Genomic DNA, 20,213 nt, shown 5'->3' with positions numbered 1-20,213 from the left:
TTACGCTATGCGGCTAAACGCATTTCAGCCGGTTAGCTGTTTCGTCAATTCTTTAATTTGAGCTTTGATCCGCTGTGCATCGAACTGGTATCCGTGCGATTCAATATGATATCCGAACCGCGAATCTTTTTCGACCAGCGGCAGCAGTTTTTTCAGATTTTCAATCTCACTGGAAATAATCCGGCGGTATTCTGGCAACGAGGCATCATCCCAGTTTTTCCGCAACGCATAGACCTGCGAAAAATGCAACGTACTGGCGAATAGACAGCCGCACACGGTTGCATTATCCAGCTCCTGTCCGGCATGCACAGAATTGATGTTTTTTAGCCCGGCGGACAATATGTCCACTCCACGATCCCACCGTTCAACCAGCGCTGTAAAACCTTCGATCACCTCTTCAATGCAATATGGACTCAGCGCCGCACTCATATCGTCGCCGCGTTCATCCGGCAGCCACGACCGCCCGACCGGCGTTCCGCTTAACGGCGCCGGCTTCATCGGCAGGATGCAGGCAAAATTTGCCGGCCCGGCATAAAGGAATGGGATGGAGAATGGATAGGAGGCCATCGCCTCGCCAAACAGATCCCATGCCGCGACGATTTTTTCTGCATTCGCGCCGGGAAAATAATAGTCCGCAAAATTTTTCAACGCGGCGTTCTGATCCACCGGAGCGGTTTGATCCAGAAAGAAATTCAATGCCGCCGTGTTGGCCGTGATCATATTACCGAAATTCCAGGTTCCCATGAATCCTGCCAGCTTCATCTCCAGAATTTTGACCGCTTTTTGGTAAACATTACCGATTACGGGAAGATTCGCCACGGTGGCCAGTTCATGCGTTGTGCCGATCTGCAGTTTTGCCATAATCTGCAGACCGCAGGATTCCGCCAGTTTCCAGGATTCAATAAACTGTTCAGACGGGCCGGCATAACCGAGCGAATATTCATCAATATCCCGCTCTTTGCCCAGAATTACACGTTTTCCGCCGCGCTCAAAATCTGCCAGAAGAGTGACATCCTGCGGCAATCCGGAAATAATTTTCCGGCACGGCGGATTTTCATACATTGTCCATGACCAGTTCCAGACGATGATTTTCATCGCACTGTTTTCACTGCGGATTCCTGCGCGCATCAGTTGAATCACTTCACCGGCAACCTCACATGGATCGCGCCGCCGGCAGTGCGGGCATTCGATGTCTTTGTATTCCCGGTCGCCAAAAGCAGTAATCGTATTTCCGCGCCGCGACCAGCAATGCGCCGGAAATTCGGATGCCGTAATCAGAATAATACCGCCCAGCCCGGGCAGTTGCCGTGCCAGCTCTGCGGCTGAATTGTAAAGGTATGCTTTAACTGACGACAGAGAGGTGCACATGGAACAGACCGTGAATGTTTCGTCGTAATCGCACCCCTGAGCCAACTCGCGCTGTCCCATAATCTCAGGGTGATTCCGGAACAGTTCATGTTTTTCCGGCAGCGCGCGCGGCGGCTGCATATATAAAAATACGGACAGTCCGTACTGCGCCGCCCGGTCAATCAATCCATTCAACCGCCGCTGGTGCTCTGCGGCATCAATCCCCAGTTCCGGATAATCGGGCGTCTGAACAATATGATGGAGCAGCGCATGAACCCAGATGGCATTAAATCCGGAATCTGCAATGCGTTTGAGTTCGTCATCGGTATACGCGTCAAGCACATTCCAGGTTTCTTCCTCGGACGGATCATACCGGTCGCTGAATTTTCCAAATGCACTTGCCGGCGAGCGCCAGATTTTTAACAGCTCACTCACGCCTGCCCCCATTCCGCCCTGAATTACAGTTCAACGATTTTCATGTATTTCTGCGAAAGCAGTTCAACCCCCTGCGGCTTAATAATAACGCCGTTTTCCCAGCGCAATCCGTAATCCGGCGTATGGAAAAATGTATCCACCTGGAAGGTCATATTCGGAACCAGATTGAATGTGGAAACCGATTCCATCCATGGACGTTCAACCTCCATCATTCCGATTGAATGGCACGGACCGTACAGCATAAATTTGGTGTATCCCTGCTCTTCAACCCACGCTTCATACTGTTTCACAACATCCGCAGCAGGCCGTCCGCCACCCATCAATTCGATCGTTTTCTTATGCGCCTTCAAGCCGAATTCCAGCAGGTCTTTTTGATCCGCCGGAAGCGCGCCAATGGAAAACGGCAAACCGACACTGGACGAATAACCGGCCACGCGCGCGCCGATATTAAGCTGGATCATTTCATTGGCATTAATCACCTTATGACTTGGACGGCAGATGCCGCTGTTCGTACGTTTTCCGCTGAAACAATAGAGCGCATGCCCTTCATATTCACTGCCGTGCCTATAAATTTCGCGCTGAGCGATTCCGATTACCTGAAGCTCTGTCATGCCCGGCTTAATTTCATTTAAAATTGCTTTAATCGCCAGCTCGCCAATTTCATAAGCTTTGCGCATGCAGGCCAGCTCGGCTTCGGACTTGATAAAACGCAGCGACTGAAGCGTATCGTCAGCTTTGATAATTTCCACGTCCGGCAGTTCGGCCATCAGGGAATTGATCACCGGCATTGAAGTAATCGCAGAACTCACAATCCCGAGTTTTTTTATTGCTCCTATACCGGCTGTTTTCAGCACATCGGTCCAGCCTACGATTCCCGGCATTCCCGGATATTCCGGCTCCGCGGATTCACGGTAAGGAACCATTTTCAGAATCGTGGGAATCACACTGCGCTCTCTGGCGTACTCTTCACTTTCCGGGCCGATCAGCAAAATCGGGGTTCCTTCAGCCGGCACGAAAACTCCGGCGGCTTCAAACGTCGGCCAGTATTCAGAAAGATATCGGACATTGGCGCAGTCGCATTCGATGCCGTGCACCAGTGCGGCATCAAGCCCGGCAGCTTTAATGTTTGTCTGAAATTTCTGCATTCTTTCCTGAAATTCAGCTTTGGATATTGATGGGGTCATTGATTTACTCCTTCTGTTATTGAGACATACAAACCTGTCTGCACCTTGAAACCGAGCGGCGTGCGAACGGTTCCGCCGTACAGCGTTTTTTATAAAAATCATTATGATTATGCGTTTTCATCTTGTCGGATTATTGAACCAGCGGGTTGACGGATAATTCGTATCCGCCGGCTGCCAGTTCACCGGCTGCTGTATTTCCAGCTGCCAGTCCAGCAGCCGCCGGATTAACGTTTCACGGACATCCCGGTATGCCGGCGAATTAAACAGATTTTCATATTCATGCGGATCGTTCCGCAAATCAAACAGCTCACCGATTCCTTTTTCGCCATCAAATCCATAATTTAATTTGTATTCCCGGGTACGAACTGTTTTACAGGTCGCGTATTCAAAAAATACAGTGTCCCGTTCCGGTGCCGTAACTCCGTCAAGCACTGGCAGCAGCGATTTCCCCTGCACCGCCCGGGGAACATGAATGTCAAGCAGGTCGCATAACGTCGGGAAAATATCAATCTGCTCAATCAGCTCATCTATGCGTTCTGCCGGCGCAAACCGCTGCGGGAAATGGACAATCATCGGAATACGACAGATGGCGTCGTAACTCCAGCCTTTGGCCATCCGGCTGTATTCACCGGCGAAATCTCCGTGATCGGCGGTGAAAATAATAATTGTGTTCTCCAGATCGCCCGTCTCTTTCAAACTCTCCACAATTCGGCCGATCTGCTGGTCAATAAGCGTAATTAATGAATAATAACGTGCCAGCGCCTGCCGCAACACCTGTTCACCATGTGTGGCGGCCGACCATTTAAGCTCTACATTCCGGTTAAAATAAAACGGACTGTCGCCAATATTTTCCCGCCGGTTTTCCGGCAGGGTTAACGCGTCCGGATCATAGCTGAATGGGCAATCGTGCGAAGGCGACAATGGCGGGTGCGGCCGTTCGAAGGAGACTTCCGCAATAAACGGCTTAGACCGGTCGCGGGTACGAAGATAATTTATCGCTTCGTTGGCCGTCCAGACCTCCATCGAATGTTCATTCGGAATCGGGCTGTCAAAGCTGGTGAATTTTTCAACATCGCCGAGCTCGTCATAATGTGCATGCAGATTATGTTTTTTGAGATAGTTGTAATAATGGAGCTCACGCACCGGCGCATCGGCGTGATAACAAAGCCGCTCATATTGAAACCCGTGAGTCGGCCAGTTCGGCATATGTTTTTTTCCAATCATGGCCGTTTGATAGCCGAAGTTCTGCAAATATGCCGGCAGCGAGATCAATGAGGCCGGAATCCCCATTGTGTCACTGCCGAAAACACCGTGCGTTGAAGGATACTGTCCTGTTATTAAACTAACCCGTGAAGGAACACTGATGCCGTTTTGACAAAATGCATTCCGAAAATTCACGCCATCCGCCGCCAGGCGGTCAATATTCGGCGTCTTGACATCCGGATGTCCGGCATATTCAAAGCATCCCGCGTGATGCTGGTCGTTCATGAGTATTAAAATATTCGGTTTCTTCATCAACAAATCCTTTCTTCATCCCGCTGGTGTTGTTTCAGATAAATCAACATCCACCACTCCTAAAGGAACATTCGTTTTCCAGGCACCGCGCGTAAAATCAGGAACATCCACTGCTACACTTTTTTTAGATACTGACTCAATGCTCAACGGCGTAATACAACTCCACGCTGCGGCATCATACACATCCATATCCAGCGACAGCCCGTGTTTCAGGCAATAGATCAGCCGGTAATCCATGATAAAGTCCATTCCGCCGTGTCCACCGATTTTTCTAGCAATCGAACCGATCGTACGACTTAATGGATGTTCATATTTTGCTTCCAGTTCTTTCAATTCCTCCGGATTCAGCCATTCATGTCCCTCGTCTTTACCGGCCAGCGCAATATTTTGTACCGGCCATTTATATGCAATGCCCCCGGTCCCCTGCAGTAAATAGATCCGGCTGTAGGGACGCGGAGTACTGATATCATGCTGCAGCATAATCGTCTGCCCTTTAACGCATTTGATCAGCGACGTGTTCATGTCGCTGCGATAATGCTTCAGGTGCGTGTACTTTTCACGACCATGCCGTACCGCATAATCAGTAAACGCGGCTTCCTGGCTTGACATCGACACCATATATGAAAACTGATTGCCGCGGTTAATGTTCATACATTGAGCAATCGGGCCGAGCCCATGTGTTGGGTATAAATTTCCGTTCTTCGAATCGTTCTGTTTAAAGCGCCAGATTTTTCCGTTTTTCTCATCGTCCAGTGAGAGTTTGTTGCACATGTTATGAATATAAGCGCCTTCGGCATGAGTCAATTCACCAAACACCCCTTGACGCACCATATTAAATGTCTGCAATTCAAAGAAATCATAACAGCAGTTTTCCAGCATCATGCAGTGTCTGCCGCTTTTTTCCGATGTCTCCACCAATGCCCAGCATTCATCCAGCGTCAATGCCGCCGGCACTTCAACGGCAGCATGTTTACCGTTTAACATCGCATGCAGGCTCATCATGGCATGTTGCTTCCACGGGGTGGCGATGTATACGAGGTCTAAATCCAGATCGATCATTCTCTTCCAGGCCTCTTCGCTGCCGAAAAATGATTTTGCCTCTGGCCGGCCGACCTCGCGAAGCTTTTTCTGCGCTTCAAGCACCTGAGCTTCATCGATGTCACAAAGTGCGGTAATCTCCGCATCAGCAACCAGTGGCAGCCGATGCATCGCACCTCCCTCACCGTACCGACCGCGCTGCCCAAGACCTATGATTCCAACCTTTACTTTATCTTTTGCCGGTGGTGTCGCAAAATTGCACATATTCCGGTCGCACACTGCTACTTTTTCCCCGCCGTTGCTGGCCGCGAATGTTGATGTATCCTTGTTATGCGCCATCTTCACGAAATCTCCTTCTGATTAAAATCTTCCGTCGTTCAAATACGATTTGGGTTAGAAGAAAATTCTGTTATCATTAAGTGTTTCTATTCCAGATATGTTCATTTCTTTTTCTTTTGCTATCTCATATCCACAATATTATGCCGCGTTTAGAGAAGTAACGCTTTGGGCATACCAGAATTTCTTTATAAATAATTTCACAATATATTTGTTAAATAATCAAAACGGCCTATGTTGTGTCAACTAAATTTTATTTGAACATCGATTATACGATGTTGACTCATAAAAAAAGACACCGAGGCGCAGACAGAAGCGGGAGGCGGATTGTTTCGTTGACTCATAAGGATGACTCCCTGTTGCTGGAAGGATGGAAACGATGAGTCTGGAATTACGCGATCCGTATCTGGCGATTCAATGCCGCAGATATAAAACAGCGGGGAAGATGTATAAATCGCACCGGCTTGATGAGGTTTGCGCGGTGTGCGGCTATGAACGCAAATATGCCATTAAACGGCTGAATCGGTCGGATGCGCCATCGCCGAAAAAGCGCGGGAAACCGCCGGTGTATGCCTCGCCGGAGTTCCTAAAGGTGCTGGCGGCGTTGTGGATGGCAACGGGTCAGTTGTGTTCAAAGCGGCTGAAAACAGCTATCCCAGCCTGGCTGCCGCATGATGAGCGGCGGCATGGAGTTGTGAGCGATGAATGCCGGCAGCAGTTGCTTGAGATCAGTCCGGCGAGATCGACCGGCTGTTAAAATCGCGTAAAGCACAGTGCCGCCGGAAGCGCAACTGCGGCACGAAGCCGGGGTCGTTGCTGAAAACCATGATTCCAATCCGCACGTCGAATGAAGCGGTGGACCGGCCGGGGTATCTGGAGGTGGATACGGTGGTGCATTGCGGCAGATCAATGAGCGGGTCGTTCTGCCGGCCGGTTACCTATACGGATTTAATCTGCGAGTGGACGGTGCTGCGTGCGGAATGGGATAAGAGTGCAGCGGCGGTGGCGGAGCAGACGCAGGATGTGGAAGGTAAACTGCCGTTTGCGCTGCCGGGCTTTGATCTGGATAACGGCAGTGAGTTTATCAATCAGCACCTGGCGGATGATCTGCTGAAGCGCAAACGTCCGGTCTGTTTTACACGTAGCCGTCCGTATCGCAAAAACGACAATGCCCATGCTGAACAGAAAAACTGGACGCATGTGCGTGAGCTGCCGGGCTACGACCGGCTGGAAGATCCGGCGCTGGTGGGGGAACTCAACACCCTGTATGCAGACTGGGAGAAGCTGAACAACTTTTTTAAACCGGTCATGAAACTGACGGGCAAGGAACGGGTCGGGAGCCGGTATGTAAAAACCTGCGATGTACCCGCCACACCGTACGAGCGGTTGACCGCCAGCGGCATCCTCACCCCGGAAAAGTCCAAAGCGCTAAAAAAGGAGTATAACACACTGGACCCGTTCGAACTCAACCGGCGGATCGAAAAACAATTACGCCGCATTGAAGAACTGAAAAAACAGGCTGAGAAAACCGCCGCTTGACAAACGATAACGAAAGGACTAGCTCATGACCGGTCAATGATCAAAAATCCTCACCCCTTCAGTGTCTTTTTTATGTGAGGCAATACGTATACTAACATAAGAACGTTGAGGTTTTTGTCAGGATGCGGCAGTATTGAAATACACATTATAGAAAAAAGTTGTCATGAAAAAAACAAGCCGACAAAAAACAGTTAAAATTAAAACGAAACGTGTGGGTATTGGATTTACTGAAATTGCTGAAGCATGCGGAGTCAGCGCCATGACAGTCAGCCGGGCGCTGCGGCCGGGAGCTTCAATCTCTGAAACAACCCGTAAAAAAATTCTGGCCACCGCCGAAAAACTGGGATACCGGATTAACGCCCGACAGGGACGTCCCCGCAAAGACGAAATTATATCGCGTCCGGTAGTCGACGTTGTAATCAGCACCGCAACGTCTCTGTCCGGCATGTTCTTTTCCAAACTGCTGGTTGAAATTGAACAGGAACTGAATGCCCGTGAGCATGATTGCGCTATTCGATGCTGCGGCATAGGATATGCCGATTTTGTCTCTCTTTGTAATACACTTCGTCTTTCGCGCGCAAAAAAATTTATCATTTTAGGCTATTTTCCCGTTGATCAATTAAAGACATTACTGAATACCGTTCCCAAAGCAGTACTCGTTGACCATGCTGGAGACCCCAGGCTTGAAGAATCCTGTGAAACCATCACTACCGATTACGCTGAAGCCGCCCGCAAAGCAGTACGACATCTGTTGAAAATCAAAAGAAAACGTATTGTACTGTTACGCGGTCTGAAAGACCATTATTTTACCCGCGACACGGAAAGGGGCTATAGAGAAGCTCTGACAGCGCATCATATTGAAATAGATGAGTCTCTTTTTCTGGATGTGGATTTTACTGCCAAAAGTGCTAATGAAGCCATTAGAGACGCATTAGAAACCGGACTGTATTTTGATGCAGTTTTTACCAACGACGAAATGGCGCTCGGCGTTTTGCGCGCCTTATCAACCGCAGGGAAACGAGTACCGGAAGATGTCGCCATTGTTGGCTGCGATAATCTTCCGATGGGAGAACAAACCATTCCGTCCCTGACAACAATCAGTGTCGACATAAAAAAAATGGCTGGATTAGCTGTCGAACGACTGCTTTCAGAAAAATGCAATGATTCGATGCAGAACATACAATTAATTCCAACCCTGATCGAACGGAAGAGTACACACATCGGGGAATAATCCAGATGGCTTTAAAGATGGTTCAAGACAAGTTAAAGGGTCGTTTTCTGAACATTTTTAACAGTATCTGATAGAGGTTTTCGTGACGATGATTAAATCGGAATTCACACTCTTTCAGATGGAGATAAAACGTTGATTTGTGAATTCCTCTGAATTTTGAAAGCCGAACCTTGGCAATACTCCAGAAGTTTTCAATACCGTTGATATGATTTCGTCCGGCAGCAAATTCATTCTCCCCATGATGAATCCTGTAATGCTTCCGATACCCGAAGTTTACCAGGCCATCGTAACTTTTAAATCCATCGGTATATACGATCGATTCTGTATCAACTTTCTGTTGTATAATAGGAAGTAACTCCTTTACAGAACAGTTCTTAACAACCTGAGTTGTGTTACGACTCAGCCCGGTAAGAACAGCCATCTTCGATGCTTCAATATCCACCGAAAAGTAGCGGATAATACGCCGGAAGTCGTGCTCCGAAATCCGTGAATGGAAAATATATTTATTACTCATTTCAAGACAATATCTTAAGGGTTATGTCAACCCCGTTAACTTGTCTTGAACCTTAAAGATAATAAACACCAACAAGGTATCGGCGTCTTTTTTAAGGTTATCTTGTTTTTAAGCATCCTACCTCGGGATGAATATTTTTTCCGCATTATCATAGTAGATGCTTTTTCGTTCTGCAACACCCCAGCCGGCGGCGGTAATAATATTTTCGTAAATCGTAATTCCCTCCCCGATTTCGGCTTCATGGACATCGCTGCCGAATAATATTTTTTTATGTGCATCAGGGAACCACAATAGCTGTTTCCAAAGGTCCAGCGGGATATTTGCGCGCCAGCCTGGGTTTGACCCTGAAAGATCAGCATAGATATTCGGAAAAATCCGGATTAACGTGAGCGCGGTTAAATAATCCTGCACACCCAGATGAGCAATAATTATTTTCATATCCGGCAGTTCCTGAGCAACAGCTTCCAGATGAATACAACTCATGTTAAACGATGAAATGCCCTCTCCCGGCGCAGGCTGCGGCAAGCCGATCACACCGGTGTGAAACAGCGCTGGCAGTTTATGATCACAAACGCGCTGATACACAGAAAAAAACTCTTTTGAATCATATCGTTCTAAAGGAATGTGAAATTTTATCCCCTGAAAACCACGTTCATACAGCTCTGTTACTGTCTCCGGTCCGTCCGTGCCGAGGCGAATGAATCCTAACGGAATAAACCGGTCAGGGTGCTGGTGCGAAACCTTTTCAACTGCATCATTATCTGCTTTATAGGCAGGATCATATGGTTTTCTGATGAATAAATGCCGGAAAAGCGGGCCAAGTCCTATTAATGCTGATGTTTCGATACCCAACCGATCCATCGTCCTGAGCAGCATAGAGACATACCCCGCCTCTTCTATCAAATGATGATGGGAATCAATTTTTTTCATTCTCTTTACTCTGTATTTTCTGGAAAGGGATCGAGCAATATACCAGGTTTCTGTTTTATGAAAACAATTTCCGGAGTGCAGCGCTCCTGCCACCCCGAAAAGGATCAGTGCCATCCCCGCGAACTGTTGTACCGAACAGATACTCCCCGAGAAACACCACACCGGCAATGGCTATAACAATAGGAATCGCCAGCATTAAAATGCGTATTCCCCAGATCGGTAGATACTTGAATGCCTGATAATATCCGATGAAAAACAGATAAACACAGATATCGGCACTTATAAGCGCTGCGGGAGTTCCAATTGTTATTTTTGAAAAGTCATCTGTTACGTTACATACGAAACACAATACTGCGAATACGACGGCATTGATCAGGCAATTTGTACACCTGAGCAACGCAACCCCGGATTTTACAACCGCTTTTTTTATTATAAATAAATTCACACTTAACAAACATGCACTGCCCAGAATTAGCCAGTCTCCGTTCCGACCAGAACGGTTTAGTTCCATCGTTTCACCGGAACCCAGAATAAAAATTCTGATCAGCATCAGAGAAATAAATAAAACAGCACTTTTACGCAGTGATGCGTGAGAAATAAAAAAAGATAATAATAGTGAAAAAAGCACATCTGATTTTCCTAGAACAGCGGCATTGATCGTCGGCGTCAAACTGACCCCGAAAAGCAGCAGCACATTACATGCAACACCGACGAACCCAATAGTTATCAACGGTACAGCATTTTTTACAATCTGTTTCCAATGAAGTTCCCGTCGCAGTATCAAATGGAAAAACAGTAACATTCCGCCAGTAAAAAACATAATGGCACCGGCAGTTAACGGTGAAATCGCGTCCGCAGAAATTTTCATAAAAATATATTCAAAGCTCCATGCCAGCACGACAAGTAACAAAAACCAGTACCCTCTCATCAATTTTTTGTCTCGCCGATCTCTTGAGCCGTATTAATCATGGGCGGTTCTGCTGCCAGCGTTGTCATAACAATTGAGAAATTCGGATGTTCCTGAATCAACGAACCCGGAAATTGACTGGTTACCGGTCCCAAAAATGCTCTGCGCCACAACCCGGCATGCCAGTTACGCATGAACGTCAGAATAAACTTCTTGCTTTTCAGCATTTCATACATACCGATGGTTACAGCCCGCCGCGGCAGAATATCCAGATTGCCATTTGTCCCTCCAATCGCCATTTGCGCGAAAGACATTGGAGGGATTTCAATCTTGCGGGTTTTGCAGACACGGAAATCCTCAAGTTTTGTCGACTCCCCTGTCATAAACGGCGGATCATTGAATGCCACATGGCCGGTAATACCAAATCCTGCCCAGCAAATATCCGCACCGCCGATATCATCAATCAACTGTGTAACGAGTTGAGGAGCATCCGGATTGGGAAAAATAATATTTTCCGGCAAAGGCCGCAGCTCTTCCGGTAAATGGGAAAAAAATGTCTCTTCCATAAATCGGCGGAAACTCAAAGGATGTGATGAATCAATGATCCGGTCGTTGTCGTCCAGATATTCATCCATATTAACCGTTCTAAGATTTTTACAACTGAGGTTGCGCTTGATCACCTCCTGCGTGAAATAACGGTAGTTCAGAGGTCCTACGGGACATATTACCGTTAACATCTCATTTTTTGCGATTTTTTCTGCCAGCGCGTCGGCAAGCTCCGCCGCAATGTGCCGGTTTAATTGGTCAACATCATCGACAACGAGTATTTTCTGAGCCAACGGTCCCGTCAGATCAGAAATCCGTTTCACATAAATATCCATGTTTATTTTTTCCATATGCATAATTTTCTTTTTAGTCAACGACTTTAATTTCATGAAAATTAACATCGATTCTGTTAATGTCAACAAGGTAACGAAGTTTTGATGGAAAAAATGCAAACGGTCAGCCTGCAATAAAGAGCGTTCATCAACCTTATCACTGAGATATTAGATTTCTCGTCCAATACGCTCCCTGCGTGACTACCTCACATCCATTATCTGCCTGCAATATACCAAGCCATAAAAAATCAGCTTTTTACTGCTTTAAATAGTAATTATTTAAAAGGAGAAAAAATCATGGAAAATTTTAGATTTATCATAACACAAGAAGCCGCTAAATACTCAAAATCATCAAGTTCTATTTGCAACGATACGCTAGACAGGGCGATCTGTCCCCAGTAGATATTGAAGGCATTACATGCTGGGATTGCGAGGAGCTAGATAAACTGATACGAGAAATTCAAGATTCTGAGGAAGAGTAAAAATAATACCTCTATATTGAAGACTGCGTTTTTTGCCTAGCCATTTTCCGGCGAGATGCTCGACACTTTTTACATTCGCGTTCATACCTCTGACGTTGACGAGAAAAACCAAACTAGAAATCCTGTAAGATTCAAAGTTTTCATCAAACACTCTTGCTGGAAAAATGCCCTTATTTTGCTTTTAAAGCCATTATGAGAATTCCGGCACCATACTACCCTAAAGCCTCAAAAAGCTCTTTAAAGGGGATTTAAAGCTCATTTTACGCCTATCAGAGATTACCGAGGATAAGGTCATTTCTGAATTAGGAGCTGGTAAAAGAATTAAATTAAAAAACCATTACAAATCAGTTGAAAAAAGTTTTTTAACTTCTATCAATTACATGTCAGTAAAAATTATTTTATCGTGTACCAATTAAGTTATGCGGGTTGCAAATCCCTTAAATGTACATCTTAGTTTTTGGATTCAGGATACTTTTAAGTGTAAAAATTCCATTAATCTCCTGCTTACGAATAATCTCTAAATAGCGGCAAAGCTAAAAAATTATTTTTTATTTTTTTCAAAATTTATAATAATTGATATTCTACCTTTAACATATTGATTATTAATGGATTATAAAATATTCCTTAATTTGTTTAAAATCATTAATATTTTAGACATTTTAAACTCCTCAAGCATTTCATAAGGCTTCCGACCTCATTTATAGGCATTTCTCCATCGTTGAATTCTCAAAAGGCTCAGTCTGCATATACCTTCCAAGATTAATTGTCATGACACCTTGACATTAATATTTTTTTTAAATTTAGAAAAATATGTGCTTTTCATTACATTTTTGGCGATTTGTTCATGTCGTTCTTGCACAATAATTGAATCATGTATTGGCAACGCCACAATTTCTTTCTCCATCAATGTTTCTAAAATTTCCAGCATTAACTCTGAATCTTCGAATTGAAGCGTTTTCCATGCCGAAGAACAAAAAGAAGATTTTATTGATGAATGATACTTTTTTACATCATTTAAAAGGGTGTTGCATCGTTTATAAACCGTCGCTACTCCCTTGTAATGATTTTTAAGCACTTCGCCCAATTCTGGATGCTCTTTAAATAAGGCTTTATTTAAAGCCCGAATAGCTTCTTTATCGGAAGAGCAGTTTATTAAAATATTAAATGAGAACTTAACACATTTTCTTAAATTTTTATCAGTGGCCTGAGGGAATATATTATATGGATCACCCGAAACCTCCCGACTGGCAAGGTGATATAACATAGAGGGATGTAGTCCTTCAAAATCAAGTTCTACAGTTTTTTCACCATTGATCTTTATCCGTTTTCGCAGTTTTTTGCTTAAATGTTGAACGCAAAAGAAATCTTGATTATATAAACGACCACCAACTTTCTCTTGCTCTGAATAGATTCTTGCGATCTGGCTATTAAGATTAAACACTCCAGAAAATCCATAAAGGTGGTCATTGTTTTTAAAATCCCCCTCTTTAAATTTACATGTGATGTTTTGATTTTTTATGAACGTATTATAGGAAGAGATAAATTTTCCATCAGAAGTTGATGAGCTAAGAATTGTAATCTCTTTTGTTTGATTGTTTCCAGAAGCAGATTTTCGTTTTTTTGTAATAATCCGAACATTTAAAATATCTTTTAGAGGGATAATATTTATGTTCTTAAATTGAGAATTTAAACGTTCTGTCGGGCGGAATTTCGATAATTGGTAAAAATTTCTAATTTTGTAGCCGCTTTTAAATTTGATGTATTTTAAATCTTCCAGAGCCTTTAAAACGGATTTTAAGCTTTTAGTTCCATTTAAATATATAGCAACAGGTCTGGAGCATTTATATGAAAGGAAGCAATAGGTTAAAATGGTGTTCAAATGTTTCGAATGAAAGTCATCTGAAAATCTTAAAACTTTACTGTTTCGAATATCTTTTACGATATTTAAATATATTTTAGATTTTTCAGAGTACGGATAGTTTACATTGCAAATTATAGGGTTTTCATGCTGGAACCATTCCATAAAGATCCTCATACAGGAGATGCACAAGCCAATTTCTTTCCCATATAAGGATGCCACTTAATAAAAATATTTCTTTTCCGCTTTTTACGTACATAACATTTTATTAATATTCGATTGTACTAATGCACATCTCATTTCTCCGCCTGTTTGTTTCTAAGCAACCAATGGGAAGGCGATTTTGCCCATGCTTGCAATAATACTTCAGCTCTATCGAACAAAAGATTATCAATCACTTCTATTTATGCATGATTGCATTTTGATCTGCTTTTACTTTTTCAGTATCCAGATATGTTCCTGAATTCCAGGTCATTATATATGTATCTTTTGTTATCATTGATTTTTTACTTGTTTATTGTCATCTATAACTCCTTTTAGGAGTATAATAGCACATATAACATTAACTTTCAAGTATAAGTTGTAACTTTATTATAATTTATTTTTTATAAAGTTTATTATAAAATTTCTCTTTAAAAAAGACTGTGCAATCTCTAGTTAGGCAATTCACTCTATACATCTGACATTGCCTGCCTTAATATTGATAAAAAGTTGGTCGTCCCTTGGCGATTCAGGCATAACCGTGGTAAGAATGAATCATGCATTTATATAAACAAAGCGTTATCACACTCCTTGGAATAAACTGCCTCTGCTTTGGAGAAATCGCAAAAAAGTGTCCAAACAGCGGGGTAGCATTTCCGGATAAAGTGAAAATTGATCAGCCGATTGAGCAATTAGAAGAACTTTTAGAGGAGCTTGATCCGCAACAGTTCCGGAATTATACCGTCAGCAACATCGCATTCCTCTATGAGATCAAGGTATTCCTGCTGTTTTCTGAATATCTGAGTACTCTGCCGGAAAACGACAAACCTGCCGCTATTGCGGAACAGAACAGGTGGAAAGCTGAGCACACACGGAAAGTCGAGGAGGGCTATAATGAATATATCAGCGGAACACTTGCTTCGTACTCTGCCGGACTGGCTGGTATTGAGAGCTGTAAAGCGCGTATCGCTATTTTAGAACGGCAAATGCAGGCCCGATGCTTTTAAGTGTGGAAATCTCATTAATCCATTGCCAACAAGTGATCTTCAGAAATTGGCAAAGTCCAAAAAAATTATTTTTAAATTTTTTATAATTTTTAAAAATCAGAACAATCGATTCTGTAAGGATAATCCATTAATTATCAATTATTTATAAAATATATGCCGGAATTTAAGAATTTTATGCAGCTTTTAACACTGTTCAGCTGTGAGAAATTTCAAAATTCTTAATCTTTTCAGACATTTCTATCTCATCAGGCTTTTGATAGGCTCCCGTTCATTGAGATAAATATATTTTTAAAAGTATTCTTAAAGTATGCTTTTATAAATATTAATAAACCAACGTGTTGACATTGGCAGTTTATATTTTACTATTCAGGCAAACTATGAGTGTTCAAAATTCAATAAAGATAAACCGCCTTTTGCAACATGCGGTTCCTAAAACAGTCTTGACGCTGCCGTGGCTGGCATTGCAGGGCGTCTCAAAAGGTTTGGCTCAGCGGTATGTCTCTTCGGGCTGGCTCTATCGTATAGGGCATGGAGCATACGTTCGAGCCGGTGAGGCTGTTGAATGGGACGGAGCTTTGTTTTCTCTTCAAACCCAGTTGGAAATGAATACACATGTCGCCGGCTTAACTGCGTTGGAATTAAAAGGGTTGGCTCATTTTCTGCCGCTAGGTCAAAGATCCCCTGTTATCCTTTTCAGTGACGGGTTTGACCGGTTGCCATTATGGTTTTCTAAAAAAGACTGGGGTGTTGAACTTATACACCGGAATATTCATCTATTCGATGCCGCTGAAACGTTCTCAAAAAGCACGATTCAACGAGAGGGCTTTGTTCTGACTGCCTCAACCGCAGAACGTGCCGTTTTTGAATTGCTCTATGGCATCAACGACAATTCCAGCTTTGAATATGCTCAAACCGTTTTCGCCGGGCTTTCAATGTTACGCCCTGACGAACTTCAACAGCTTTTACAGGCGTGCCGATCCGTAAAGGTAAAACGGATATTCCTCTGGATGGCAGAAACCTGCTCTCACCCGTGGGTGAAATATCTGGATTATAACCGTGTAGATATCGGAAAAGGCAAACGGGTGGTTTATCAGGGAGGAGTTTTGGATAAAAATTTTTTAATCACTGTCCCGCCGGCAAAAATTTATGAAGGAGTTCCGGATGTTTAACCCAGCCTATAAAAAACAAGTCCAACTGCTGTTAGAAATCCTTCCACTTATACAGCAACACAAGAATTTTGCGCTGAAAGGCGGCACTGCCATAAACCTGTTCATTCAGGACATGCCGCGCCTTTCGGTGGATATTGATTTGGCATGGCTTCCGCTTATACCACGGGCAGAAGCACTGAGCGGCATCTCCGCATCCCTGGAAGAATTGACAGAAGAAATAAGTGCAAAACTGCCCCGGTCGATGATTACCAAGGTGCCTGTTTCAGGAGTTACAGGGCGGTTAATTGTGAATACGCCGGATGCTCAAGTGACGATTGAGCCGAACTTTGTTTTTCGAGGTGCGTTATATCCAACGCAAACAAGAGTCCTTTGCCCCTTTGCACAATCAGAATTTGAGCAGTTCGTAGAAGCCCAGACCCTTTCGCTAGCGGATTTATATGGCGGAAAAATTTGCGCTGCATTGGATCGGCAGCATCCGAGAGATTTATTTGATGTTCACTTAATGTTTGAAAAATTCGGTTTAACAGATGAAATCCGCCAGGCATTTGTAATTTATCTGGCAGGACATCATCGTCCGATGGTTGAATTATTGTGTCCGAATGAACAACCGCTGGAAACGCTATTTAATTCTCAATTTTCCGGCATGACCAGAGATGCCGTTTCGGTTGAACAATTGTCAGGCATTCGCCAACAGCTGATTAAAAAAATTAATTCAACTCTGATTGAAAACGAACGAAAATTTCTTCTATCGATAAAAACCGGAGAACCAGAATGGGCGCTTATCCCCATTGAGCATCTGGAACGACTGCCAGCGTTGCAATGGAAGATTCAAAACATCAAAAAGATGGACGCTGAAAAGCGCCTAGCGGCACTTCAGGCGTTAACGCAGGTGTTGCAGGTATAACCGGGTATTTTTTTCAAAACGAAGCGATGATGATAGAATGTTGTAATCCTTGAAATAGTTGCGTAAACGTCAAATAATAACTGATGTTGTGATTTCCCTTTTATCGACCATTGCCAAACAGGAACGCATACGGATTTCTGAACGTGTCAAAGCCGGTCTGGTTTATAGAAAAGAGGTATTGAAGAAACCGCTGGGACGTAAAGCCGGGTCACGCCTGAAAAAGACGGATAAGAAAATATCTCTAGCCAGTCAGTTGCGCTCTGAAGGACTTAGTCTTGGCGAAATCGCCCAATCAATGAACATCAGTCGCCAGCGAGTGCATCAACTGCTTCAGATGGTTTAAATCGTTTCGGTAATGGAATTCCATAGTCTAATTTTTCCATTTCTACGTGTAGTCTATCAACAGGTAATTTTCCAGCATATTGAAGATGCACTTTGGATGCTCCAGAATATCCATGTCCGGCAATATCCATTCTTGCCCTATCCCCCATTTGAGCTTGGTTTTGCGCCTGTTGAATGAACAGGTGGCGCAACGAATGGAATCCTATTTCATATTTATTCTTAGGAGATTTAAATTTTGGTTTTAATGTTTTATTGAACCACCGTGAAATTTTTCGTGCGTATCCTGCGGCTTCATCGTAAGTTAATTCAGGAAACAACAATCCATCATTTGATTTTAGATTATTCTTTCGGTGCTGAGTATAACTCAAAAACCCGATGTTTATGTTAATTAATTCGCGATGAAGTGGTATTTTTCGTGCAGAAGGTTTATTTTTCAGTCGTTTTTTTGTATTTTTCTTGTCGTTTTCATTAATATCGATATACCAAATCCCATTTTCGTTTTTTACATCTGAAACATGAAGTTGACACAACTCATTCAAACGTGCTCCCGTGAATAAGCCCAATAAAACGACGAAATATCGTGCAGGATTTTGGGCATCATACGTTAAATGACTCAACATTTTTTTAACTTCTTCCAGAGAATATGCGCGAGAAGTATTGTCATCTAACAATTTTATTTTGGATCGTAATCCATTTGTCGGATTCATTTCCAATCTAGGAATTTGTATCGTATGTGCGAAATGAAAAACAGTGATAATGCCGGAAAATATATTTCTGGCGGTTTGAGGGCTTATTAAATCTTTTAAATCATCATCTTCAGCTAAAACTTCCACTAATGACATTTCTCGCCAAGGATAAACCTTTTTTCTATTTGGTGGAAGTTTTGCCAAACACCGATCAATGAAATCGATCATATCTTTCTGTGTATATTCATCAATTAATCTGTCACCTGCCCACTCAATCAAAAGTTCTATAGACGTTTGTAATTTTTCTCTTGCTTTTTTACCTCGTTCCTTAAAAGCCAAACATGCATCTAATACTTCAGATAGCCTTGCAAATTTAGAGCTATATTTTTCTTGGGTAATTTCAGCGACATATTCCTGACGTTCATACTTTTCTGGCATAAGAGATAACGCATCGGATACTGATCGCCGAAGTTCGGTATATGCTTTAATAAGATATGCTATGACTGCTTGTCCGATGCTTTCAGGAAACGATAAGTCTGGGTATAATTGTTTCCCAGCGATTCCTTCACAAATTTCAAGGATATTTTGCCCATCGCATAAATAATCAACTGTAAACTTTTGAAGAATTTCGAAATTTTTATAAAGGGTGATATCTAAAAGTTTCTCCAGTCCATCCAACCGATTTTTTATAAATTCTAAAAGTGTTTGCTTTGTAGGTGCTCTTAAAATAGGCTCATTCTTATCAGTAACATCCGGTACCCACAGCTTTTTTGTGCGTGCAACCGCATCATCAACATTGTCTCTAAATTTATCGAAGGCTTTCCCTTGAGAATGTAACTTTTTATTAGAAAGAGTCTTAACACGTGCATTTGGCTGAAGTTGTGATGGTAATCTTTTCCTAAAATCAGAAAAATCTTTTGATGTTTCTCGCCGTCTTTTTTCGATTTTATTTTTGGCTGCTAGTTCATCACGAGTATAGAGTGATTCTATAATCTCACCTTGCCCCCCATAAAACTGTCGAATTTCCAAGGGGATCTTGCGGCGAAAGTAGTAAATACCGTTTTTGACACTACAACATTTCATATCAACTACAATTAACACCTTTACTGTCTCCAAAGTGTAGTAAAAGTGTAGCAGTCTGAAAAGTATAACTTATTGAAAATTACATAGTTATCTATGAATCAAGAAGTTATCTCTAATGATCTGGAGGCAAGGGGAGTCGAACCCATTCTTTAGCAATAGTGTAGCAATTTTGTACCATCAAAATCAAGGTAAGATTAAATATTTCTTCCGATTGTAGATTTATGGATTTTTACATCATCACCTAAACGCCGCCTGTTCCATCATGGCTGAGAAATACAATTATCGTGCCTCACACCCATTAGATGTTTAGTCCCACAGTGTGCTGGAACGGATCAAACTTAAACCGATCCGGATCAGAAGTCCAAAGTTTGCAGAGATATTCGTATGGCGTAAGACCGTGTAATGGTTTGAGCCGTTTGGCAAAGTGATAGGCCATCAAAAAGGTCTGTACATGTTCTTTCAGCTGATCATGAGTTCCATAGTGATAACGCTTCACCGTCGCCTCTTTCAATGTTCGGTTCATCCGCTCAACCTGTCCGTTGGTCCAGGGATGGTTGGGTTGGGTCAGTCGGTGATCTACATTGTTTCGGGCGCAAGCCGGTTCAAAGGCATGTGCGCGAAAAAGAC

18 protein-coding genes are annotated in these 20,213 nt (G+C 43.3%); 7 read left to right on the top strand and 11 right to left on the bottom strand.

The genetic code is table 11. The features are described 5' to 3' along the window. Window positions 1–24: 24 nt before the first annotated feature. The 4 genes from WC959_02470 to WC959_02455 form a co-directional block, all read right to left on the bottom strand. Window positions 25–1,782, bottom strand: a complete 1,758-nt coding sequence (locus WC959_02470; GenBank protein MFA5688007.1) for a hypothetical protein — start codon at window positions 1,780–1,782, stop codon at window positions 25–27. A gap of 23 nt (window positions 1,783–1,805) precedes the next feature. Then, on the bottom strand, window positions 1,806–2,927 hold the full coding sequence (locus tag WC959_02465; GenBank protein ID MFA5688006.1) for a Xaa-Pro peptidase family protein: 1,122 nt from the start codon (window positions 2,925–2,927) through the stop codon (window positions 1,806–1,808). Window positions 2,928–3,083: 156 nt separating this feature from the next. Continuing rightward, window positions 3,084–4,481 (bottom strand): sulfatase-like hydrolase/transferase, encoded by a 1,398-nt coding sequence (locus WC959_02460; protein ID MFA5688005.1) that lies wholly within the window; start codon window positions 4,479–4,481, stop codon window positions 3,084–3,086. 15 nt (window positions 4,482–4,496) lie between these two features. Continuing rightward, window positions 4,497–5,858: a Gfo/Idh/MocA family oxidoreductase gene (locus WC959_02455; GenBank protein MFA5688004.1), complete on the bottom strand. Its 1,362-nt coding sequence runs from the start codon at window positions 5,856–5,858 to the stop codon at window positions 4,497–4,499. A gap of 376 nt (window positions 5,859–6,234) precedes the next feature. On the opposite strand from WC959_02455, the gene WC959_02450 reads away from it, so the two are divergent. The 3 genes from WC959_02450 (at window position 6,235) to WC959_02440 (ending at window position 8,625) form a co-directional block, all read left to right on the top strand. Next, entirely contained in the window at window positions 6,235–6,612 is a 378-nt protein-coding gene (locus WC959_02450; protein ID MFA5688003.1) for a hypothetical protein, read from the top strand. A 56-nt stretch (window positions 6,613–6,668) separates the two neighbouring features. Continuing rightward, window positions 6,669–7,394 carry a hypothetical protein gene (locus WC959_02445; protein ID MFA5688002.1) on the top strand — a complete coding sequence of 242 codons (726 nt, stop codon included), beginning with the start codon at window positions 6,669–6,671 and terminating at the stop codon, window positions 7,392–7,394. A 163-nt stretch (window positions 7,395–7,557) separates the two neighbouring features. Continuing rightward, the gene (locus WC959_02440) at window positions 7,558–8,625 is read left to right on the top strand and encodes a LacI family DNA-binding transcriptional regulator (protein ID MFA5688001.1); all 1,068 of its coding nucleotides are present in this window, start codon (window positions 7,558–7,560) and stop codon (window positions 8,623–8,625) included. A 22-nt stretch (window positions 8,626–8,647) separates the two neighbouring features. Here the strand turns inward: WC959_02440 and WC959_02435 are convergent, their stop codons facing one another. From WC959_02435 to WC959_02415, 5 genes are all read right to left on the bottom strand, one after another. Further along, on the bottom strand, window positions 8,648–9,139 hold the full coding sequence (locus WC959_02435; protein MFA5688000.1) for an IS1595 family transposase: 492 nt from the start codon (window positions 9,137–9,139) through the stop codon (window positions 8,648–8,650). Between the two features lie 117 nt (window positions 9,140–9,256). Beyond that, window positions 9,257–10,069 (bottom strand): amidohydrolase family protein, encoded by an 813-nt coding sequence (locus tag WC959_02430; protein MFA5687999.1) that lies wholly within the window; start codon window positions 10,067–10,069, stop codon window positions 9,257–9,259. A gap of 55 nt (window positions 10,070–10,124) precedes the next feature. Continuing rightward, entirely contained in the window at window positions 10,125–10,997 is an 873-nt protein-coding gene (locus WC959_02425) for a DMT family transporter (protein MFA5687998.1), read from the bottom strand. Continuing rightward, window positions 10,997–11,872: a hypothetical protein gene (locus WC959_02420; protein ID MFA5687997.1), complete on the bottom strand. Its 876-nt coding sequence runs from the start codon at window positions 11,870–11,872 to the stop codon at window positions 10,997–10,999. Before WC959_02420 ends, WC959_02425 begins: the two co-directional genes overlap by 1 nt. 1,230 nt (window positions 11,873–13,102) lie before the next feature. Continuing rightward, window positions 13,103–14,359: a hypothetical protein gene (locus WC959_02415; protein ID MFA5687996.1), complete on the bottom strand. Its 1,257-nt coding sequence runs from the start codon at window positions 14,357–14,359 to the stop codon at window positions 13,103–13,105. Window positions 14,360–15,060: 701 nt separating this feature from the next. Between WC959_02415 and WC959_02410 the strand changes: the two genes are divergently transcribed. The 4 genes from WC959_02410 to WC959_02395 all read left to right on the top strand — a co-directional run bounded on the left by WC959_02410 (window position 15,061) and on the right by WC959_02395 (window position 17,818). Further along, complete coding sequence (locus WC959_02410; protein MFA5687995.1) at window positions 15,061–15,402, top strand: hypothetical protein; 342 nt, start codon at window positions 15,061–15,063, stop codon at window positions 15,400–15,402. A 377-nt stretch (window positions 15,403–15,779) separates the two neighbouring features. Next, window positions 15,780–16,571 carry a type IV toxin-antitoxin system AbiEi family antitoxin gene (locus tag WC959_02405; GenBank protein MFA5687994.1) on the top strand — a complete coding sequence of 264 codons (792 nt, stop codon included), beginning with the start codon at window positions 15,780–15,782 and terminating at the stop codon, window positions 16,569–16,571. Next, window positions 16,564–17,475, top strand: coding sequence for a nucleotidyl transferase AbiEii/AbiGii toxin family protein (locus WC959_02400; GenBank protein MFA5687993.1), 912 nt, complete (start codon window positions 16,564–16,566; stop codon window positions 17,473–17,475). Before WC959_02405 ends, WC959_02400 begins: the two co-directional genes overlap by 8 nt. Before the next feature lie 58 nt (window positions 17,476–17,533). After that, entirely contained in the window at window positions 17,534–17,818 is a 285-nt protein-coding gene (locus WC959_02395) for a sigma factor-like helix-turn-helix DNA-binding protein (GenBank protein MFA5687992.1), read from the top strand. Here WC959_02395 and WC959_02390 read toward each other — a convergent pair. Both WC959_02390 and WC959_02385 read right to left on the bottom strand, forming a co-directional pair. After that, complete coding sequence (locus WC959_02390) at window positions 17,778–19,604, bottom strand: site-specific integrase (GenBank protein MFA5687991.1); 1,827 nt, start codon at window positions 19,602–19,604, stop codon at window positions 17,778–17,780. The two genes, WC959_02395 and WC959_02390, sit on opposite strands and share 41 nt — an antisense overlap. Before the next feature lie 280 nt (window positions 19,605–19,884). Next, window positions 19,885–20,213, bottom strand: a 329-nt coding sequence (locus WC959_02385; protein MFA5687990.1) for an integrase core domain-containing protein, incomplete at its 5' end; no start/stop codon positions are given.

It is taken from the genome of Kiritimatiellales bacterium (assembly GCA_041656295.1).
GTDB lineage: Bacteria > Verrucomicrobiota > Kiritimatiellia > Kiritimatiellales > Tichowtungiaceae > Tichowtungia.
Note: the sequence above shows the minus strand (reverse complement) of the source record. Positions and strands in the feature narration are given on the sequence as shown.